This is a genomic window from Endobacter medicaginis (assembly GCF_014192375.1).
In the GTDB taxonomy this organism is placed as follows: Bacteria; Pseudomonadota; Alphaproteobacteria; order Acetobacterales; family Acetobacteraceae; genus Endobacter; species Endobacter medicaginis.
Genome location: NZ_JACHXV010000020.1, coordinates 13,841 through 30,070, shown reverse-complemented (window position 1 = coordinate 30,070; position 16,230 = coordinate 13,841). Strand labels below are relative to the sequence as shown.

Annotated in this window: 18 protein-coding genes and 1 tRNA gene; 10 read left to right on the top strand and 9 right to left on the bottom strand. The window is 62.7% G+C overall.

All coding sequences use genetic code 11. The annotated features are described in order from the left end of the window. Positions 1-88: 88 nt before the first annotated feature. From FHR90_RS15045 to FHR90_RS15025, 5 genes are all read right to left on the bottom strand, one after another. Positions 89-856: a LysR family transcriptional regulator gene (locus FHR90_RS15045; RefSeq protein WP_218061935.1), complete on the bottom strand. Its 768-nt coding sequence runs from the start codon at positions 854-856 to the stop codon at positions 89-91. 119 nt (positions 857-975) lie between these two features. Then, complete coding sequence (locus FHR90_RS15040) at positions 976-1,707, bottom strand: SDR family oxidoreductase (RefSeq protein WP_176622189.1); 732 nt, start codon at positions 1,705-1,707, stop codon at positions 976-978. A 73-nt stretch (positions 1,708-1,780) separates the two neighbouring features. Further along, entirely contained in the window at positions 1,781-2,848 is a 1,068-nt protein-coding gene (locus tag FHR90_RS15035) for an alkene reductase (protein ID WP_176622188.1), read from the bottom strand. 50 nt (positions 2,849-2,898) lie between these two features. Further along, positions 2,899-3,372 carry an AtaL-like protein gene (locus tag FHR90_RS15030; RefSeq protein ID WP_176622187.1) on the bottom strand — a complete coding sequence of 158 codons (474 nt, stop codon included), beginning with the start codon at positions 3,370-3,372 and terminating at the stop codon, positions 2,899-2,901. Between the two features lie 44 nt (positions 3,373-3,416). Next, a complete protein-coding gene (locus FHR90_RS15025; RefSeq protein WP_176622186.1) occupies positions 3,417-4,298 on the bottom strand; it encodes an SDR family oxidoreductase in 882 nt (293 codons plus the stop codon). Between the two features lie 201 nt (positions 4,299-4,499). Here FHR90_RS15025 and FHR90_RS15020 point away from each other — a divergent pair, with 201 nt between their 5' ends. From FHR90_RS15020 to FHR90_RS15000, 5 genes are all read left to right on the top strand, one after another. Next, positions 4,500-5,390, top strand: a complete 891-nt coding sequence (locus FHR90_RS15020) for a LysR family transcriptional regulator (protein WP_176622185.1) — start codon at positions 4,500-4,502, stop codon at positions 5,388-5,390. 161 nt (positions 5,391-5,551) lie between these two features. Further along, complete coding sequence (locus FHR90_RS15015) at positions 5,552-6,061, top strand: SRPBCC family protein (protein ID WP_176622184.1); 510 nt, start codon at positions 5,552-5,554, stop codon at positions 6,059-6,061. A 69-nt stretch (positions 6,062-6,130) separates the two neighbouring features. Beyond that, entirely contained in the window at positions 6,131-6,538 is a 408-nt protein-coding gene (locus FHR90_RS15010; protein ID WP_176622183.1) for a DUF2000 family protein, read from the top strand. Positions 6,539-6,620: 82 nt separating this feature from the next. Then, complete coding sequence (locus FHR90_RS15005) at positions 6,621-7,256, top strand: glutathione S-transferase family protein (RefSeq protein ID WP_176622182.1); 636 nt, start codon at positions 6,621-6,623, stop codon at positions 7,254-7,256. Between the two features lie 152 nt (positions 7,257-7,408). Then, on the top strand, positions 7,409-8,956 hold the full coding sequence (locus FHR90_RS15000; RefSeq protein WP_176622181.1) for an NAD(P)H-binding protein: 1,548 nt from the start codon (positions 7,409-7,411) through the stop codon (positions 8,954-8,956). A gap of 241 nt (positions 8,957-9,197) precedes the next feature. Here the strand turns inward: FHR90_RS15000 and FHR90_RS14995 are convergent. Then, positions 9,198-10,258 (bottom strand): IS630 family transposase gene (locus tag FHR90_RS14995; protein WP_218061936.1). Its coding sequence is split into 2 segments (ribosomal slippage): positions 9,198-9,737 and positions 9,740-10,258, totalling 1,059 coding nucleotides; the frame shifts between segments, so codons are not numbered across the junction. A gap of 380 nt (positions 10,259-10,638) precedes the next feature. Here FHR90_RS14995 and FHR90_RS14990 point away from each other — a divergent pair. Continuing rightward, on the top strand, positions 10,639-10,923 hold the full coding sequence (locus tag FHR90_RS14990) for a helix-turn-helix transcriptional regulator (RefSeq protein ID WP_176622180.1): 285 nt from the start codon (positions 10,639-10,641) through the stop codon (positions 10,921-10,923). On the opposite strand, the gene FHR90_RS14985 is transcribed toward FHR90_RS14990, so the two are convergent. After that, on the bottom strand, positions 10,889-12,145 hold the full coding sequence (locus FHR90_RS14985) for a tyrosine-type recombinase/integrase (RefSeq protein WP_176622179.1): 1,257 nt from the start codon (positions 12,143-12,145) through the stop codon (positions 10,889-10,891). The two genes, FHR90_RS14990 and FHR90_RS14985, sit on opposite strands and share 35 nt — an antisense overlap. Before the next feature lie 294 nt (positions 12,146-12,439). Beyond that, positions 12,440-14,053, bottom strand: coding sequence for a glutamine-hydrolyzing GMP synthase (gene guaA / locus FHR90_RS14980; protein WP_408871438.1), 1,614 nt, complete (start codon positions 14,051-14,053; stop codon positions 12,440-12,442). 102 nt (positions 14,054-14,155) lie between these two features. Between guaA and FHR90_RS14975 the strand changes: the two genes are divergently transcribed. Both FHR90_RS14975 and FHR90_RS14970 read left to right on the top strand, forming a co-directional pair. After that, a complete protein-coding gene (locus FHR90_RS14975; RefSeq protein WP_176625702.1) occupies positions 14,156-14,608 on the top strand; it encodes a hypothetical protein in 453 nt (150 codons plus the stop codon). A gap of 68 nt (positions 14,609-14,676) precedes the next feature. Beyond that, positions 14,677-14,753: transfer RNA gene (locus tag FHR90_RS14970), tRNA-Arg, on the top strand. Positions 14,754-14,824: 71 nt separating this feature from the next. Here the strand turns inward: FHR90_RS14970 and FHR90_RS14965 are convergent. Next, on the bottom strand, positions 14,825-15,052 hold the full coding sequence (locus FHR90_RS14965; protein ID WP_176625704.1) for a tautomerase family protein: 228 nt from the start codon (positions 15,050-15,052) through the stop codon (positions 14,825-14,827). A 131-nt stretch (positions 15,053-15,183) separates the two neighbouring features. Here FHR90_RS14965 and FHR90_RS14960 point away from each other — a divergent pair, with 131 nt between their 5' ends. Together FHR90_RS14960 and FHR90_RS14955 are read left to right on the top strand one after the other, a co-directional pair. Continuing rightward, positions 15,184-15,876: a winged helix-turn-helix transcriptional regulator gene (locus tag FHR90_RS14960; RefSeq protein ID WP_176625706.1), complete on the top strand. Its 693-nt coding sequence runs from the start codon at positions 15,184-15,186 to the stop codon at positions 15,874-15,876. A gap of 152 nt (positions 15,877-16,028) precedes the next feature. Further along, positions 16,029-16,229, top strand: a complete 201-nt coding sequence (locus FHR90_RS14955; protein ID WP_176625708.1) for a DUF1127 domain-containing protein — start codon at positions 16,029-16,031, stop codon at positions 16,227-16,229. Position 16,230: the final 1 nt, after the last annotated feature.

Here is a 16,230-nt window from a genome sequence, read left to right as displayed (position 1 = left end):
AACGACGCTGGCCGGACTGCATGTCGTCGCATTCGCATGCTTCATGATGAAAAACGCCGCCGCAATCATGGCAGGTGCATAACACCCTCTAGCTCGTTCCAAGCGCGGATTCACTCGAGAGCGTCAATCCGAATCCTCTCGCGACCATGTTGAGCAGGTTCTCGGCCCCAACATCGTGCGCCATGATTCGAGGTCGAAAGCTTGGCCCGGAAAGTTGTCGCACAAGATAGTCTTCGATTTCAGGACCAGATCCGTGCGCGCGCACGATGAAGACCTCATTCCGAGCATCCTCCAAATTGACGCTCTCGCTTGAAGCGAAGGCGTGCGTTGCGGGAACCGCAAGCAAAATTCGTTCACGCCACAAAGGACGAATCTGGCAATCTGCCAACCGCGGCGATCCGCAAACGAATGCGACATCGAGCCTGCTCTGCGAAACCCCAGCAGCAATCGATTGAGAGCTACTCTCCTCAACCACGACATCAATGTTTTCGTGCTTCCGATGAAAGCGGTTAAGTAGGTCTGCCAAAAAACCGCTGGCCAAAGACCCGACTATTCCAACGCGCAGAACTCCACTGTGTGCCGAACGAAATTGGCGTAGGTCGGTGACCGCACGAGAAAGATGTTCGGCACCAAACGTTGCCTCTCGAATAAAGCGCTCGCCGGAATATGTTGGGCGGGCCCCCGTTTTGCTGCGTTCAAACAGAGCGACGCCAAGCTGCGCTTCCAAGAGCTGGATGCGCCTGGTAATGGTGGATTGGGGTATATTCGTTGCATCTGCTGCCCGCCGAAAGCTTCCATGCTCTGCTACAAGCATGGCGTACTTCAGATGGCGGAGATCAAAGGCGAGGTCTGGCATATCGCTCGTCTCCCCATCCAGGTTGCGATGTAAAAAGCCGATCAGTGATCGTCTCGCGGCGGCCCCAAGAGCGGGCATATGGGCGACCGCGCCCGGCCGTCGCGCGGTCGTCGCGCCATCTACCAGGGCGTATTGCCGTCCGGTTCGACGAAGGAACCAGAGACGGCGTCCTCGCCGAGCAGCGCATATTTGACGGGCAGCCTTGCGCCCTCTTCCGGGGTCATGATGCCGGTGTTTCCGTTGAGATCGGTTTTCACAAAGCCTGGGCTAACGGAGTTAACGACCACGGAGGTGCCGCGCAGTTCCTCGGCCAGTGTCACCGTCAGCATGTTCAGCGCCGCCTTTGATGCATTGTAACCGATCAATCTCACGGCATAGTAAGTCGATGACGGATCGCCATTGAGCGTGAGGGAGCCCAGTGAGCTCGACAGGTTGACGATGCGTCCGGCGGGCGATTGGCGCAGCAGCGGCAGCATCGCCTGGGTCACCGCCAGCGTGCCGACGAAGTTGGTGTCCATGATGCGGCGCGCAGCCTCCGGCGAGCCCGAGCTCGGCGGACCATCCTCGGCATCGAGGATCCCCGCATTGTTGATGAGAATGTCGAGCCGGCCATGTTCGGCCGCGATGGCTTCGGCCGCCGCTGCAATGCTGCCATGGTCGGCAAGGTCGAGCCGCACGAACTGTGACTGCAGCCCGGTCTCTGAAAGCTCGGCGACCGCTGCGCTGCCCCGACCGGGATCTCGCGCGCCTACCAGGACATGGATTCCGGCTTGCGCAAGCTGGCGGGCGGTCTCCAGGCCGATGCCTTTGTTGGCGCCCGTGACGAGGGCGATGCGATTGTCGTTCTTCATGATCTGATCCTTCGATTGTGTTGGATGGGAGGCTCAATCGGCGAAGAGAAGTTTTCTCCCAGCCGGAAAGCGGTCAGGCCGCAGTGAGCGTCGGATAATCGGTATAGCCTTCGGCGCCGCCTCCCGCGTAGAACAGGTCCTTGCGAACCTCATTGAACGGCGCGCCCGTCTTCAGGCGCTCGATGAGATCGGGGTTCGCCAGTGCCATCGTGCCGAGAGCCTCGATGTCCGCCAGCCCGCTTGCCACGTCCGATCCGATCTGGTCGCGCTGACGGCCCGGGCGGTTGACGATCAGCACGCCGCCGAACGCCTTGCGGATGTCCGCGGCAAGCGGCTCGTTGCCGATATGAAGAAGATGCAGATAGGCGATGCCCATCTTGTCGAACTCGGCGGCCAGATAACGGTAGAGATCGTCGTTATCCTGTCCTTCGACGATGCCGCCGGTCGGGAGGCCCGGCGACAGGCGGATCGCGGTCCTTTCGGGGCCGATGGCCTCGACGATCGCGCGCACCACCTCGGTGGCGAAGCGAGCGCGGTTTTCCATCGCGCCGCCATATTCGTCCGTGCGCCGATTGGCGTTCGGCGCAAGAAACTGATGCACCAAATAGCCGTTCGCGCCGTGGACCTCGACGCCATCGGCGCCAGCTTCGACGGCGCGCCTGGCCGCGTTCGCGAAATCGGCCACGGTCTGCCTGACCTCGGCGGTCGTCAACGCCCGCGGTTCGGGAATGGGCTGCATGCCAGCCATCGTGAACATGTCGACGCCCGGCGCGATGGCCGAAGGAGCGACCGGCTGGCGATGATGTGGCGTATTCTCAGGGTGCGAGATGCGGCCCACATGCATGAGCTGGACGAACAGGCGCCCGCCCGCATGGTGGACCGCGTCCGCGACCTCGCGCCAGCCCGCGACCTGCGCGTCGGTATAGACGCCCGGCGTGGCCAGATAGCCTTGCCCGTCGCCGGACGGTTGCGTGCCCTCGGTAATGAGCAGACCCATCGTGGCGCGCTGGGCGTAATATTCGGGCGCAAGGTCGCTCGGCGTCCCGTCCGGCTTCGCCCGGCTGCGGGTCATCGGCGCCATGGCCAGACGATGCGGCAGTTGGGCACCGCCAAGCGTGATGGGTGACCAGATACCGGTCATGTCATTTCTCCTTTGGGAAACTTGTTGATGGTTGGAAGAACCGGCCCGCGTCAGAGCTCGCCTTCCGCGAGCAGCTCGCGGGTGCGCTTCAGCGTCGAGATCAGCGCGGCCTTGTAGCCCCTGTCGCTGTCGAACTGCGCCTGCTCGGCCTGCTCTTCCGGACTGTTCGGCTCTTTGCCGCGCAGGCCGAGATAGCAGTAGAAGCGAAGCTGAAGGGCGCCAGTCTCGTCCTCGAAGAGCTCGTTGACGATCGCGCCTTCGCGCGGGCCGGTCGCCTGGAAGAAGGTGACCTTGCTCTGCGGTTCGAGGGTGATGATCTCGCGCAGATCAGAGCCGGCGATCGTGGCTTCGCGCACGAAATGGGTCGTGCTTTCCTTCACGACCTCGCATCGCGTGCAGAGGCCGGGCGGCAGGAACAGTCGGGCGTCACGGGCCTTGAGTTCCAGACCGGCCCAGGCTTGCGCCCGGGTCAGCCTGGTCTCACCTTCCGCATTCACCGGGACGGTGGCGGTCGAGAAGATCATCTCGGATTCCTTTGAGATTGGCGTTGGAGGATTGGCGCCGGCGCTCAGGCCGTCGGGTTCTGCTGCTCGGCGAGCGCTGCGGCGAAGTCGCGATAGCTGTGCAGCGGGCGGCCTAGGATCTTGATCAGCCGCTCGACGTCCCCGGCTTCCGGGATCATGCCGTCGGTGACATAGCGCTCGGCCATCAGGCGCATCTCATAGGCCGTCCACTTCGGCATGAAGGTCGCCATGTTCTGCTCGAAGCCGCTTGGGTCATCGCCGCCATAGGCGATCGGGCGGCCGAGGATCTCCGACCAGATCGCGGCCACGCCCGAACCCGTGAGCGCGTCGGGGCCGACCAGGTTGATGGTCTCGATCGGCAGCTTTCCCGGCGCCTGGTCGCGGCGGATCAGCTCGATCGCGGCCACCTCAGCGATGTCGCGGGCGTCAACCATGGCCACGCCCTTACCGCCGATCGGCATCGGATAGACGCCATAGTTGAAAATGACGTCCTTGATCATGACCTCGTTGTCGATGAAGTAGGACGGGCGCAGGATCGTGGCGGAGAAACCCATCTGCGCAAGCATGCGCTCGGCGCCGGATTTCACCGCGAAGTGCGGCACGTTGACGGAGCGGTCGGCGCCGAACACTGACAGGTAGACCACCCGCTCGACGCCGGACTCCCGGGCGATGTTGAGGGTGATGATGGCCTGGGTGAATTCATCGCCCGTCACCGCGTTCAGCAGGAACAGGGTGCTGACGCCCTTGAAGGCGCTGCGCAGCGCATCGATGTCCAGCAGCTCGCCCTGCACGACGTCCACGCCGGCGGGAAAGCTGGCCTTTGAGGGATCGCGGGTGAGCACGCGCACCTTGGCGCCGCGCTGGACGAGCTGGTCGACGACATGGCGGCCGACGCGGCCGGTAGCGCCAGTAACGAGAATGGTCATGGTAGTATCTCCGGGTTGGGTTGCTTGACACCCGGAATATGATCGGCTCGCCTTCTATCCAATAGACCCCGAATCTGGACACACCGTCTCACAGATGGAACGACTAGATGAATGTGCGGTTGGGCACGCCGTCGAAAACTGATCCACATTCGTGATAAAATGCGCTATACTGGCAGCAATTGTCCCAACGATGGAACGCGTATGGATTTGCTCGCGCTTGCCGATTTCAATCTCGTTGCCCGCCACGGAGGTTTCGGCAAGGCCGCCCGCGCTGCCAGGCGCCCTAAGGCGACCTTGTCCCGGCGCGTGGCCGAACTGGAGGCGAGCCTCGGCATCCGTCTGCTTGAACGTGGCGCGCGGGCCCTCAAACTGACCGAGGAAGGACGCGCATTGTTCGAGCGCGCCGGTCACCTGCTTACTGAACTGGAGGAGACGGCGGCTGCGATCGCCTCGGGTGGAGAGCGTCCGCGGGGGCGTTTGCGGATCAGCGCCCCCCTGTTGTTCTCGCAGACCGCGATGGGAAAGATCGCCGGCGAATTCTCCCTGAAATACCCCGAGGTGAGACTTGAGGTTTCGACGGAAGACCGCGCCGTCGACATGATCGAGGAAGGATTCGATCTGGTGATCCGGGTGAACCCAAGCCCGGATGAGAACTTGGTCGGACGGATTTTCCTGCGCGATCGACTGGTGGTCGTGGCCAGCCCCGGTCTCGCGCGACCCGCCGAGAACGAAGCCGCGCGTGCGGTGGTACGCTCGACGGGCGACCGACAGACATGGGAAGTGAAGACGCCGGATGGCGTCGAGAACATCGCAGTCGAGCCGGTACTGGCTCTGTCCTCCATGATCATGGTCCGCGACGCCGTCCGAGCAGGCGCCGGCGCCGGACGACTGCCGATCTCGCTGGTCAGCCACGATCTGGCCGCCGGCACGCTCGCGCATTGGGGAGACATCGACGGCCCGGAGATCGCTCTGTGGACGCTATATCCGTCGCGGCGATTGCTGAGCGCTCGCGTCGCCGCGTTCCTCGACTATCTGAAGCAGGCCTTTCCTATGGGGACGCCCGACGAGTTGGCCGCCTATATCGGCGGGTGATGTCTGCCCAGCAAACTCGTGCTCGAATGCTGTGATCTCCGTGCCTGCCGGCGAGGCCGTCTCAACAGCGAGACGCACTGTTCAGATTCAGCGACTTTCGCCCGATAATTGCAACGACTAGCCTCCTGAGCCTGTCAAACAAAACGCGCAGGAGAAGCCTTATGACAAGCAATGCTTATAGCAGGCGCCCGGCGCGCCTCGATGTCGCAGTCACACTGGAAGTCTTTGTTGATGCCCCGATCGAGAAGGTCTTCGACTTCCTTGCCGCCGAAGATGTGCTGCCCAAGATCTTAACCGGCTACGGGCTCGTGCCCGGTGTCGTCTCGACCTCGGACATTTCAGGTCCCTGGGATCAGCCCGGCTCACACCGAGTCGTGCATCTCGCCGATGGCAGCACGGTCAACGAAGGCGTCACGGAGTACGATCGTCCTTCCTATTTCGCCTACCGGGTCAGCGATCCGAACTTCGCGTTAAAACATCTCATGGATGGCGCACGCGGGCAGTTCTGGTTCGCGCCGGCAAAGGGGGGAACCAACGTCAAATGGACCTACACCTTCCGAGCGAAGAATAGCTTCGTGAAGCTGCCGCTGACGCTGTTCGTGAAGACCCAGTGGAAGGGATACATGAACGTCTGCTTGGGAAACGTCCTCAAGCACTTTGCCCATTTCTAAGTCCGCGAGGCGACTTGTGGCGATCAAGTCCGCGGCGGCAGTGTTTCAAAACATAGAGAGCTTCAAGAAATGTTCGATACCAAGGTAGCTATCGTCGTCCTCGACGATCTTCAGACATGGCAGAAGTTGAATGTCACCGCGTTCCTGGCGACCGGAATCGCCGGGGGCGCCCCTGACGCAATGGGTGAACCCTATGTCGATTCCGCAGGCAGGCGCTACGCGGCGTTGCTGGGTCAGCCCGTCATGATCTTCGCCGCCGATCGAAGCACACTGCTTCGATCCCGAAACCAGGCGTTGACGCGAGGCCTTGCCTGCGCCGCCTATGTCGAGGCGATGTTCGCGACCGGGCACGATGCGGCCAACCGGGAGGCTTTCGCGTCTGAGCCCGCAGAAGAGCCAGCGCTGGTAGGCATCGCAATCCGCGGTCCGAAGAAGGATGTAGAAAAGGCGATTAAAGGCGCAAAGCTTCATCCTTGAAAGACGAGCAATGGCTGAGTTGGATCGCGCAGATCGAGCAGATCGAGCAGAGCGATCCGGCAGGCGTTGAAAGGTAGAATTTATGGGATCGTATATCCTTTATGGCAGAGGCGAGTCAGGGAATTCCTATAAGGCAGCCCTGATGCTCAGTTTATGTGCTCTTGATTGGAAGCCGCGACTTGTCGGATTTTTTACGGATGAGACAAAGGCGGTCTTCCGAACCAACGTCAACGAACTGGGCGAGATTCCCGTTCTCGAGCATGGCGACATGCGCCTTTCCCAAACTGGCGTTATCCTCAGTTATCTGGCCGATCGCACCGGCTCCTTCGCAGGACGGAACGCGGAAGAACGTCTTGAGATTCTCCGCTGGATCTTGTTCGACAATCACAGGTTCTCAAGCTATTTCGCAACGCTCCGCTTCATGGTTGGCTTGCGAAAGACCGGAGAAACGCCGGTAACGGAATTTCTGCGCACCCAAGCTCTCGCGAGCTTTGCGGTCGTTGAGGACCACCTCAATCGGCAGCCCTTCCTGGTCGGCGATCGACCGACGATCGCGGATATTTCGATGGTCGGCTATCGCTACTACGACGAAGATACCGGGATAGATTTCACGCGCTTTCCTAGAATGAAGGCCTGGACAGAGCGGATTAAGGCCCTGTCAGGCTGGGCTCACCCTTATGATCTTCTCCCTCGCGCGTCAGTTCCCGCGACATCATAGGGTGCAGCAGCCGCCGCTCCTTCTGTGGGCAACTCAAACTACGCACAATGCCATACTGTCTCACTGGCGAGACACAGCGTCTAAAATCCACGACTAGCGCATCGATATGGAAACGATAGCTTCTCCTTGCACTCAAGGCACAGGAGAACATGATGACTTCCTCAATCGTCAGACACGATATTACTTCGTCCGACGCGCAAGCCATGAAGGCGATGCGCGCCATGTTCGAAGAAAATCCCAAACTCAAATTTGAGCCGGCCAGCCGCGCCGCCTTCGACGGGATAATGGGCCAAGCGCCCGCACCCGAAGGCGTTCACTTCGAACAAGGCGAGGTCGGCGGGGTGCCCGGTTGGTGGTGCCGCCCCGCGAAGGCGGACCAAGCCTCGGTCATTCTCTACCTGCACGGCGGCGGCTACGTGATCGGTTCAGCCGACGCCTATCGGAATTTCGTCGGCCACATTGCCCAGCGTGCAGGCGTCGCAGCCTTCGTCGCCGATTATGCGCTCGCTCCGGAGCGGCCATTCCCTGCCGCTGTCAACGATTTCCATACGCTGCACAAGGGTCTGCTGTCCCTCGGCTATGAGCGGATCGCCGTCGTGGGTGACTCCGCCGGTGGCGGCCTGGCGCTCTCGTTGGTGGCTGACGGAATTTCGAAATCTGGCAAGATCGTCGGCGTCGTCGCGATGTCCCCGTGGATCGACATGTCGCTTTCCGGCGAGTCGATGATCACCCGCGCGAGCACCGATCCCATATTGTCCCAGGAAACGCTGGCCGACGCGGCCGTCCTCTATCTCGGGAATGTGGGCACGGATGATAAGCGGCTGCCCCGGCTCGACAACGACCTCTCAACAATGCCGCCCGTGCGAATTCATGTCGGCGATGCGGAGGTTCTGCTCGACGACTCGCTGCGGTTCGCAAAGCGAGCCGAGCAAGCCGGGTTCAACTGCGCGGTCCATGTGTGGCAGGGCATGACCCATGTCTTTCCGTCCAGCTTCTCAATGCTGCAGGCAGCCGCAGAGGCGCTGGATGACATCGGTGCGTTCCTTGCGCGTCAATTCACCCAACCCGCGCACAAAAGAGTACTGGTGCTCGGCGCGACCGGAGGCACAGGGCGAGCCATCGTACAGACGCTGAATGCACTCGGTCACATCCCCGTGGCGCTGGTTCGTTCTCCCGAAAAGGCCAAGGACCTCGATGCGGTCATCGTCGAGGGCGATGCGCGAGATCCTGCAGCGCTTGAGAAGGCGCTGACGAACTGTGACGCGGTAATCTCGGCGCTCGGGACCCCGGTCAGTCCATTCCGCGAGGTGACTCTGCTCTCGACGGCAACCAGGACCCTGGTCGCGGCCATGCAGCGCCAAAACGTGCGGCGACTCGTCTCGATTACCGGCATCGGCGCGGGAAGCAGCAGGGACCATGGCGGTTTCCTGTTCGATAGGATCATCATGCCGCTCCTGCTCAAGAAGGTCTACGCCGATAAGGACCGGCAAGAAGCCATCATCGCCCAGAGTGGGCTCGACTGGGTGGTGGTTCGTCCCGCCGTACTAAACGACAAGCCGAGGCGCGGCGATATCCGGGCTCTGCTCGATCTGGTCAGCTTCCATGGCGGAACAATCGCGCGCAAAGACGTCGCCGATTTCGTCGTCGATCAGGTGGAAAGCGACGTATTTCTGGGCAAGACGCCGCTCATCACTTGGTGAGGGTTTGTTCCTGATATGGATATACTAGGTGGATCGGGACGCAGTGCGTGAGACACGCACTGCTGAGAAGCACGTATCAGCAACTAGGGGTAAAGAATCCCACACTGGGCACCTGCCGGCAATGGCGAGAAGCGATGCACGGCCCGTCATTAGGGCGGTTGACGGTCCGCACTGCAAGCTCTCGGAAGGCGACCCGTAACCGCTGCAGCGATGTCAGCTCACTTATACCAAGTCTCTCTGATCATAACCCATGAGCCCAATCTCGCAGGCCGATGGACATGATCTTCCAGGGCTGGCTGATGAGAGTGTTCCAGGCGAAGCAGCAGTGGTCGACGATGTCGGCGTAGGATCTGAAGACCCGGTTGGCCAGCCAGTTGTCGCGCATGAACTGCCAGATGTTCTCGACCGGGTTCAACTCGGGTGAGCGGGGCGGCAGGGGCAGGATGGTGATGTTGCTGGGCACAGCGAGCTTGGGACTGGTGTGCCAGCCAGCCTGATCGACGATGAGGACGGCGTGGGCGCCCGGTGCGACCGCCTGGGCGATCTCGGCGAGGTGCAGTTCCATGGCTGCGGTGTTGCAGAAGGGCAGAACCAAGCCTGCGCCTTTTCCTTCGCGCGGGCAGATCGCGCCGAAGATGTAGGCTGAGCGGGTGCGCTGGTCCCGTGGAGCACGGGGGCGGCTGCCCCGCAGAGCCCAGCGGCGGCTGATGGTGTTCTTCTGGCCAATCCTGGCTTCATCGGCGAACCAGATCTCTATCGGAGTGTCCGGCGGCCTTGCCTGGGCAACCTCTGCCAGATAGGCGGCGAAGTTTTTTTAAAAGCCTCTGCCTGCTCTGGATCCTGGGCATGGTGCTGGGGTCGGGCAGAAATCTTGCGCAGACGGAGTGCCCGCATCTCCCGGCTGAGGGTCTGCTTGGCGATCGAGAGGCCGTATTCCTCGAAGAGCCATTGGGCCAGATCGATCAGGCGCCAGCGGACCACACCATGGATTGCGGGTGTCGGGCCTGTCTCCACCATGCGTAGGAGCTGCTGACGCTGCTCGTCGTTGAGCTTCGAAGGCTGACCTGGCGCCTTGCCGTCGACCAGCCCGGCAGGGCCCGTGGCGTTGAAACGCAGAACCCAGTCGCGCAAGGTTTGCAGACCGACACCGCCAACCCGGGCCGCCTCGCCGCGGCTGCGGCCTTCGTAGATCTCGGCCATAGCCAGCAGGCGCCGGATCTGGCCCGGGTCCTTGCTCCGTCGCGCCAATCTGCGCAGCGCCGCAGCATCGAAGTCACCCCGCAGTTCCACCGCTGCCGCCATGGCGAACTCCACACCGTCCGCCACTTTGAATCAGACCTTTGGCCCGGCGGGAATCCCGCATGAGTCTCGCTCACAGAGACTTGGTATTAGTCTCCGGCTCGATTTTGAATAATGGTGCGGGTGGTCGGAATCGAACCCACACTCCTTGCAGAAGCGGATTCTGAAGGGAGTCGCGTTTACTGAATCATCCCGTCGTAGCCGGTCCCACACGTTTCGAGCTTGTCCATCAGCGCCTGTTCGCCCCTATGCTACGCCTAGCAGTCGGGAAGAACCCGCCGATGTGTACGCTATGGCCCGAAAATACCGCACGGCGTTTCTAAGGGGCTTCCAGTATCAGCATCTATCAGTCTCAATCGCCTGAGCAATGCAGGAGATTGAGCATGGCGAAGATCGAAACTACGCAAATTCGAAGAACAATCCGGCGGCAACAGTTGCGGGAGATGGTGCCGATGGCCGACAGCACTATTTATGAAATGGAGCAGCGTGGCGAGTTTCCCCGTCGGTTCGCACTCTCGCCACGCTGTATCGTATGGGACCTGGCCGAGGTCGAGGCTTGGCTCACGGCACGGCGGGCTGTGCCGATCCGGCGTGCTCAACATCCTGATGTTTCCAAGCGAAAATCCCGCCCGGTCAAAGGGCGGGATCAAGCTCCATCAAGGGCATAGTTTGCGGCAAAAGCGTGGGAGCATACTTCCGGCCGTCGATCCATGCGTCCACGGTATCCGCCCACTGCTGCATCATATGCCGACGCTGCACCTCATACTCGGCCTTGTTATAGACGCCGCGCGACGAACGCCCGTCCTCGTGCGCCAGGCACTTTTCGATCCAGTCGCTGTTAAAGCCCAGTTCGTTTAACAGCGTCGAGCCCGTCCGCCGCAGATCATGGACCGTGAATGGCTCCAGCGGCAGCCCTTCCTTTTTGGCCTGTTCGACGACCGCATAAGTGACCCGATTGAAGGTCGCCCGCGACATTGGCGCGTCCGCGTCGTACCGGGACGGCAGCAGATATCGGGAGTTGCCGGAACAGGTCTTGAGCGCGATCATGATGTCGAGGGTCTGCCGGCACAGGTAGACGTTGTGCGGCTTCGATCGCTTCATGCGCTCCTTCGGAATGGTCCAGACAGCGTTGTCGAAATCGATCTCGTCCCAAACTGCATCCTGCAACTCGCTCTTCCGCACCATTGTGAGAAGGTAGAGCTTCATACCGAGGCGGATCGTCGGCAGCGTCGCAACATGCTCGAGCTGCTTGAACATGATGCGGATCTCTGCGGGCGAAAGCGCGCGGTCCTTCGGCGTAAAGGTAGCGATCGAGGCTGGACCGACGTCATCGGCCGGATTGGCGACCTTCTCGCCATGCAGAATGGCAAAGCCGTAGATCTGCTTCAGGATATCCCGCACATGGATAGCAGTTGCAGGCGCACCCCGCTCGACGATCTTGCCGCAGTGAGCGCGTAGATCATCCGGGGTGATTTCCGTCAGGAGACGATTTCGCCAGACGGGCAGGAGTTCGCGTTCGAAGATGGAGCGACGCATCGCGCGCGTGCTGTCGGCCATGGTCGCGTTGGTCAGCCACTTCTCGCCGAACTGGCCGAAACTCTTTGCTTCCTTGATCCGGCGCTTCTCCCGCTGCTTCTCGATGGCGGGCGACCGCCCCTCGGCTATCGCGCGCCGCGCGTCAATGCATAGCTCGCGAGCCCTGGCGAGCGATATTCCGTCACGGGCATATCTGCCGAGATAGACGGTCTCCCGCCTTCCGTTCAGTCGATAGTCGAGCCTGAACGAGATGGCGCCCGACGGGGCAACGCGCACATACATGCCGTCACGATCGGATACCTTGTACATTTTGGCTTTTGATTTCAAGCACTTGAGTGCTGCATCGGTCAACATTTCGGGCCTCCTTGCGGAAAAGTACCGTCACGCGGTTTTTGCAGGCCGATGGCATCGAAAATGCTTGTATTTCAGTGCATTAGTTCGAAAAAAGTACCGTCATTGGCCTCGTCTGACCTGACGGTACTTTCGTTTTCCCGGTTGATCAATGGGGACGAGGCCCGTCAGCGAGGCCGCCGAAAGCCATCTATGCCCACCGATAGATATCGATAGGCATAGGGGATATTTATTTTTATTTTCAGTGATTTAAGTCGTATATCAGCGCAAATTCGGCGCCGTTCGGATGGGTCTGAATCATTCCCATTCGATGGTGCCGGGCGGCTTGCCGGTGATGTCGTAGGTGACGCGGTTGATGCCGCGCACCTCGTTGACGATGCGGCCGGAGACACGGCTGAGGAAGGCCATGTCGAACGGGTAGATGTCGGCCGTCATGCCGTCGGTGCTGGTCACCGCGCGCAGCGCGCAGGCCTGGTCGTAGGTGCGGCCGTCGCCCATCACGCCGACCGAGCGAACCGGCAGCAGGACTGCAAACGCCTGCCAGATCGCGTCGTAGAGGCCGGCCGCACGGATCTCCTCGAGGAAGATCGCATCCGCACGGCGCAGGATGTCGAGGCTGGCGGCGGTGAAGGTGCCGGGGATGCGGATCGCGAGGCCCGGGCCCGGGAAGGGGTGACGGCCGACGATGTGCTCGGGGATGCCGAGCGTGCGGCCGAGTGCGCGGACCTCGTCCTTGAACAGCTCGCGCAGCGGCTCGACCAGCTGCATGTGCATCTTGTCGGGCAGGCCGCCGACATTGTGATGCGACTTGATGGTCACCGAGGGGCCGCCGGTGAAGCTGACGCTCTCGATCACGTCGGGATACAGGGTCCCTTGCGCGAGGAACTCCGCGCCGCCCAGCTTGCGGGCCTCCTCGTCGAACACCTCGATGAACAGCCGCCCGATCGTCTTGCGCTTGATCTCGGGATCGCTCACACCCTCGAGCGCGTCGAGGAACAGGGCCGAGGCGTCGCGGTGGATCAGCTTGATGTTGAAGCGGTCACGGAAGGTGGCGACCACCTCGTCGGCCTCGCCGGCGCGCAGCAGGCCGTGATCGACGAAGATGCAGGTGAGCTGCTCGCCGATCGCCTCGTGGATCAGCACCGCGGCGACCGAGGAATCGACCCCGCCGGAGAGGCCGCAGATCACCCGGCCCTCGCCCACCTGGGCGCGGATGCGGGCGATCTCCATCTCGCGGAAGCCCTGCATGGTCCAGCCGCCCGCACAGCCGCACACGTCATGGGTGAAGTTGCGCAGCAGTTGCGCGCCATGCGGGGTGTGCACCACCTCGGGGTGGAACTGCACGCCATAGAGACGGCGGCGCTCGTCGGCGATGGCGGCGAACGGCGCGCCCTCGCTGACCGCGACGGCGCGGAAGCCGGGGGGCAGCGAGACCACGCGGTCGCCGTGGCTCATCCACACCTGCTCGCGGCCGCCGCGGCTCCATACACCGCGGAACAGGCCGCAATCCTCGGTGATGTCGAGATGCGCGCGGCCGAACTCGCGGTGATCCGATCCCGCGACCTCGCCGCCGAGCTGGGCGCACATGGTCTGCTGGCCGTAGCAGATGCCGAGCACCGGCACCCCGAGCGCGAACGCCGCCTCGGGTGCGCGCGGCGAGCCGGTCTCGGTAACGCTGGCCGGGCCGCCGGAGAGGATGATGCCGCGGGGATGGAAGGTGCGGATGCGATCCGGCTCGGTGCTGAACGGCCAGATCTCGCAATACACGCCACTCTCGCGCACCCGCCGGGCGATGAGCTGTGTGACCTGACTGCCGAAATCGAGGATCAGGATGCGGTCCTCGTGCAGTTCGGCGGCGAGATGGTCGGCCGTGTCGGCTTCGGCGTGCTGTTCGGCGGTCGGCTGGTTCACGACGGTCGGTGTCTTTCCCGGCTGAAATCGGCTCTTGAGGTGTCATCTAGCACGCAGGTGCGGTTTGGACAGATGCCGGCGGCACAGGGTAGCCTCGCGCGCATGTCGATGCCCGCTCGCCTGCCTCTTCCCGTCGCCCTGTCGGCGGCCCTGCTGCTCGCCGGCTGCGGCGGGCCGCCCGCCCGGCCGAGCCTGTCGGATCTGGACGGAAGCTGGAGCGGCGCGCTGCATGGCACCGGCGGCACCTGCCCGGACGGGGTGATGTCGACGCTGGTGATCAGCGACACCCATCTGGTGTTCGCCCCCTCGGGCGGGGTGCTGCAGCTCGAGGGCCATCGCACGGCGGACAGTTCGACGCTGCATGCGCAGCTTGTGCTCAAGGACATGAACCACAAGCCGCTGCCGATGGTGTTCGAGGGCCACGCGGTGGTCGAGCAGGCCGCGGACGGCCCCGCGCTGCGCATCGACGGCACCTATGGCACACCGACCTGCCGCGCGAACGTCACCCTGCGGCGGCCGCAGGCGCGGGCCTGGAAGAACCTGATCGGCCGCTGAGCGGCGCATTCGATGCAGAACGGGGGTTGCGCGAGCCTGGGCGCTGCGCTAAATCCCCGCCCCACGACGCACCCGTAGCTCAATTGGATAGAGCACCAGACTACGAATCTGGGGGTTAGAGGTTCGAGTCCTTTCGGGTGCGCCATTTTCCGACATGATCGCGAATGCCGAGTGCCGCGCAGGACAGCGTGGCGATCGGGATCGTGCCTGCCGTCTTCACGCGGACAGCGGCGTTGCCGCGAGCTTGTGGACGTCCTGCGTCGTCAACGGCCGGCCGCCGATCGCCCAGTCACCGGAGGCGATCTCGTTGATCCTGACCCAGGTGACGCCGCGCATGGCCTCACCCTCCACCCGGATCATGGCGTCGGTGACTTCACGGATCAGGTCCGCCTTCTGTGCCGGGGTGAAGACGTCCCTGATGACGTCGATGGTGACGAGGGGCATGGTCGGTCTCCTTTGGCTGTCGTGGCGAGCCAAGGATAAGGCGGCCGGCATGCAGCAGACACTGCAGGAAGTGTAGCGGTCATCGCCGGATCATCCATGCTAGGCTTCCGCGCGCGGTGGAAGGCTCGGGCATGGCCGATGCGGGGTACAACCAGTTCTGTCCGGTGGCGAAGGCATGCGAGCTGCTGCAGCCGCGCTGGACCCTGCTGGTCCTGTGCGAGATGTGGTCGGGCTCGACGCGCTTCAACGATATCCACCGCGGTGTGCCGGGCATGTCGCCGACCCTGCTGTCGCGCCGCCTCAAGGAGATGGAGGCTCACGGCCTGATCCGCCACGACGCCACCGGCTATCATTCGACGGCGATGGCGCGGAAGCTGGAACCGATCGTTCGCGATCTGGGCCGCTGGGCGCACGGGAACATCGATTGCGAGGTCAGCCTGCGGGATCTCGACAGCCGGCTGCTGATGTGGAACGTGCGGCGCAAGATCGATCCGGGCCAGTTTCCGGGCCGGCGCTGCGTGGTGCAGTTCACCTTTCCCGAGCAGCCGGCGGCAGACCGCGACTACTGGCTGATCGCGCGGCCGGGCTGTGAGACGGATCTGTGCGTCAGCGATCCCGGCTTCGCCGTCGACCTGTTCGTCGAAAGCTCGCTCAAGACGCTGACCGGCGTCTGGATGGGCTGGGCGCCGCTCCGGCCGGCTCTCGACAGGGGCGACATCTATGTCTGCGGCGACGCGGCGCTGAAAGGCTCGATCGAGCGCTGGCTGGTGCTGAGCAGTTTTGCCGGTCCGGTCCCCGACCGGACGGACGGACAGGCTGTCTGATACCGTACCCGCTGCGGCACGAGGATCGGCATCCCGGTGGCACGCTTCGACGGGTTGCGGATTTGAAATGTTGCGTCGCACAATATCGGTAGCGCTGCTTCGCAGTCTGGCGTAGATTGTCTCCATCGACGATGTCTTTCGGAGTTGATCCCATGTCGGCCAGCCTGAGCGAAACGCGTTCCAATCCCCTGGCGCAGTTCGTCGAACACACGATGGCCAGCCTGCGCAGGCAGCGCGCGGTCGCGCGTGAGCGCGCCCGCGTCCGTCGCGAGCTCGACCAGTACAACGACCGTGAACTCGCCGAACTCGGCCTCGGGCGCGGCGACATCGACAGCATCGTCGCGCGGATCTGAT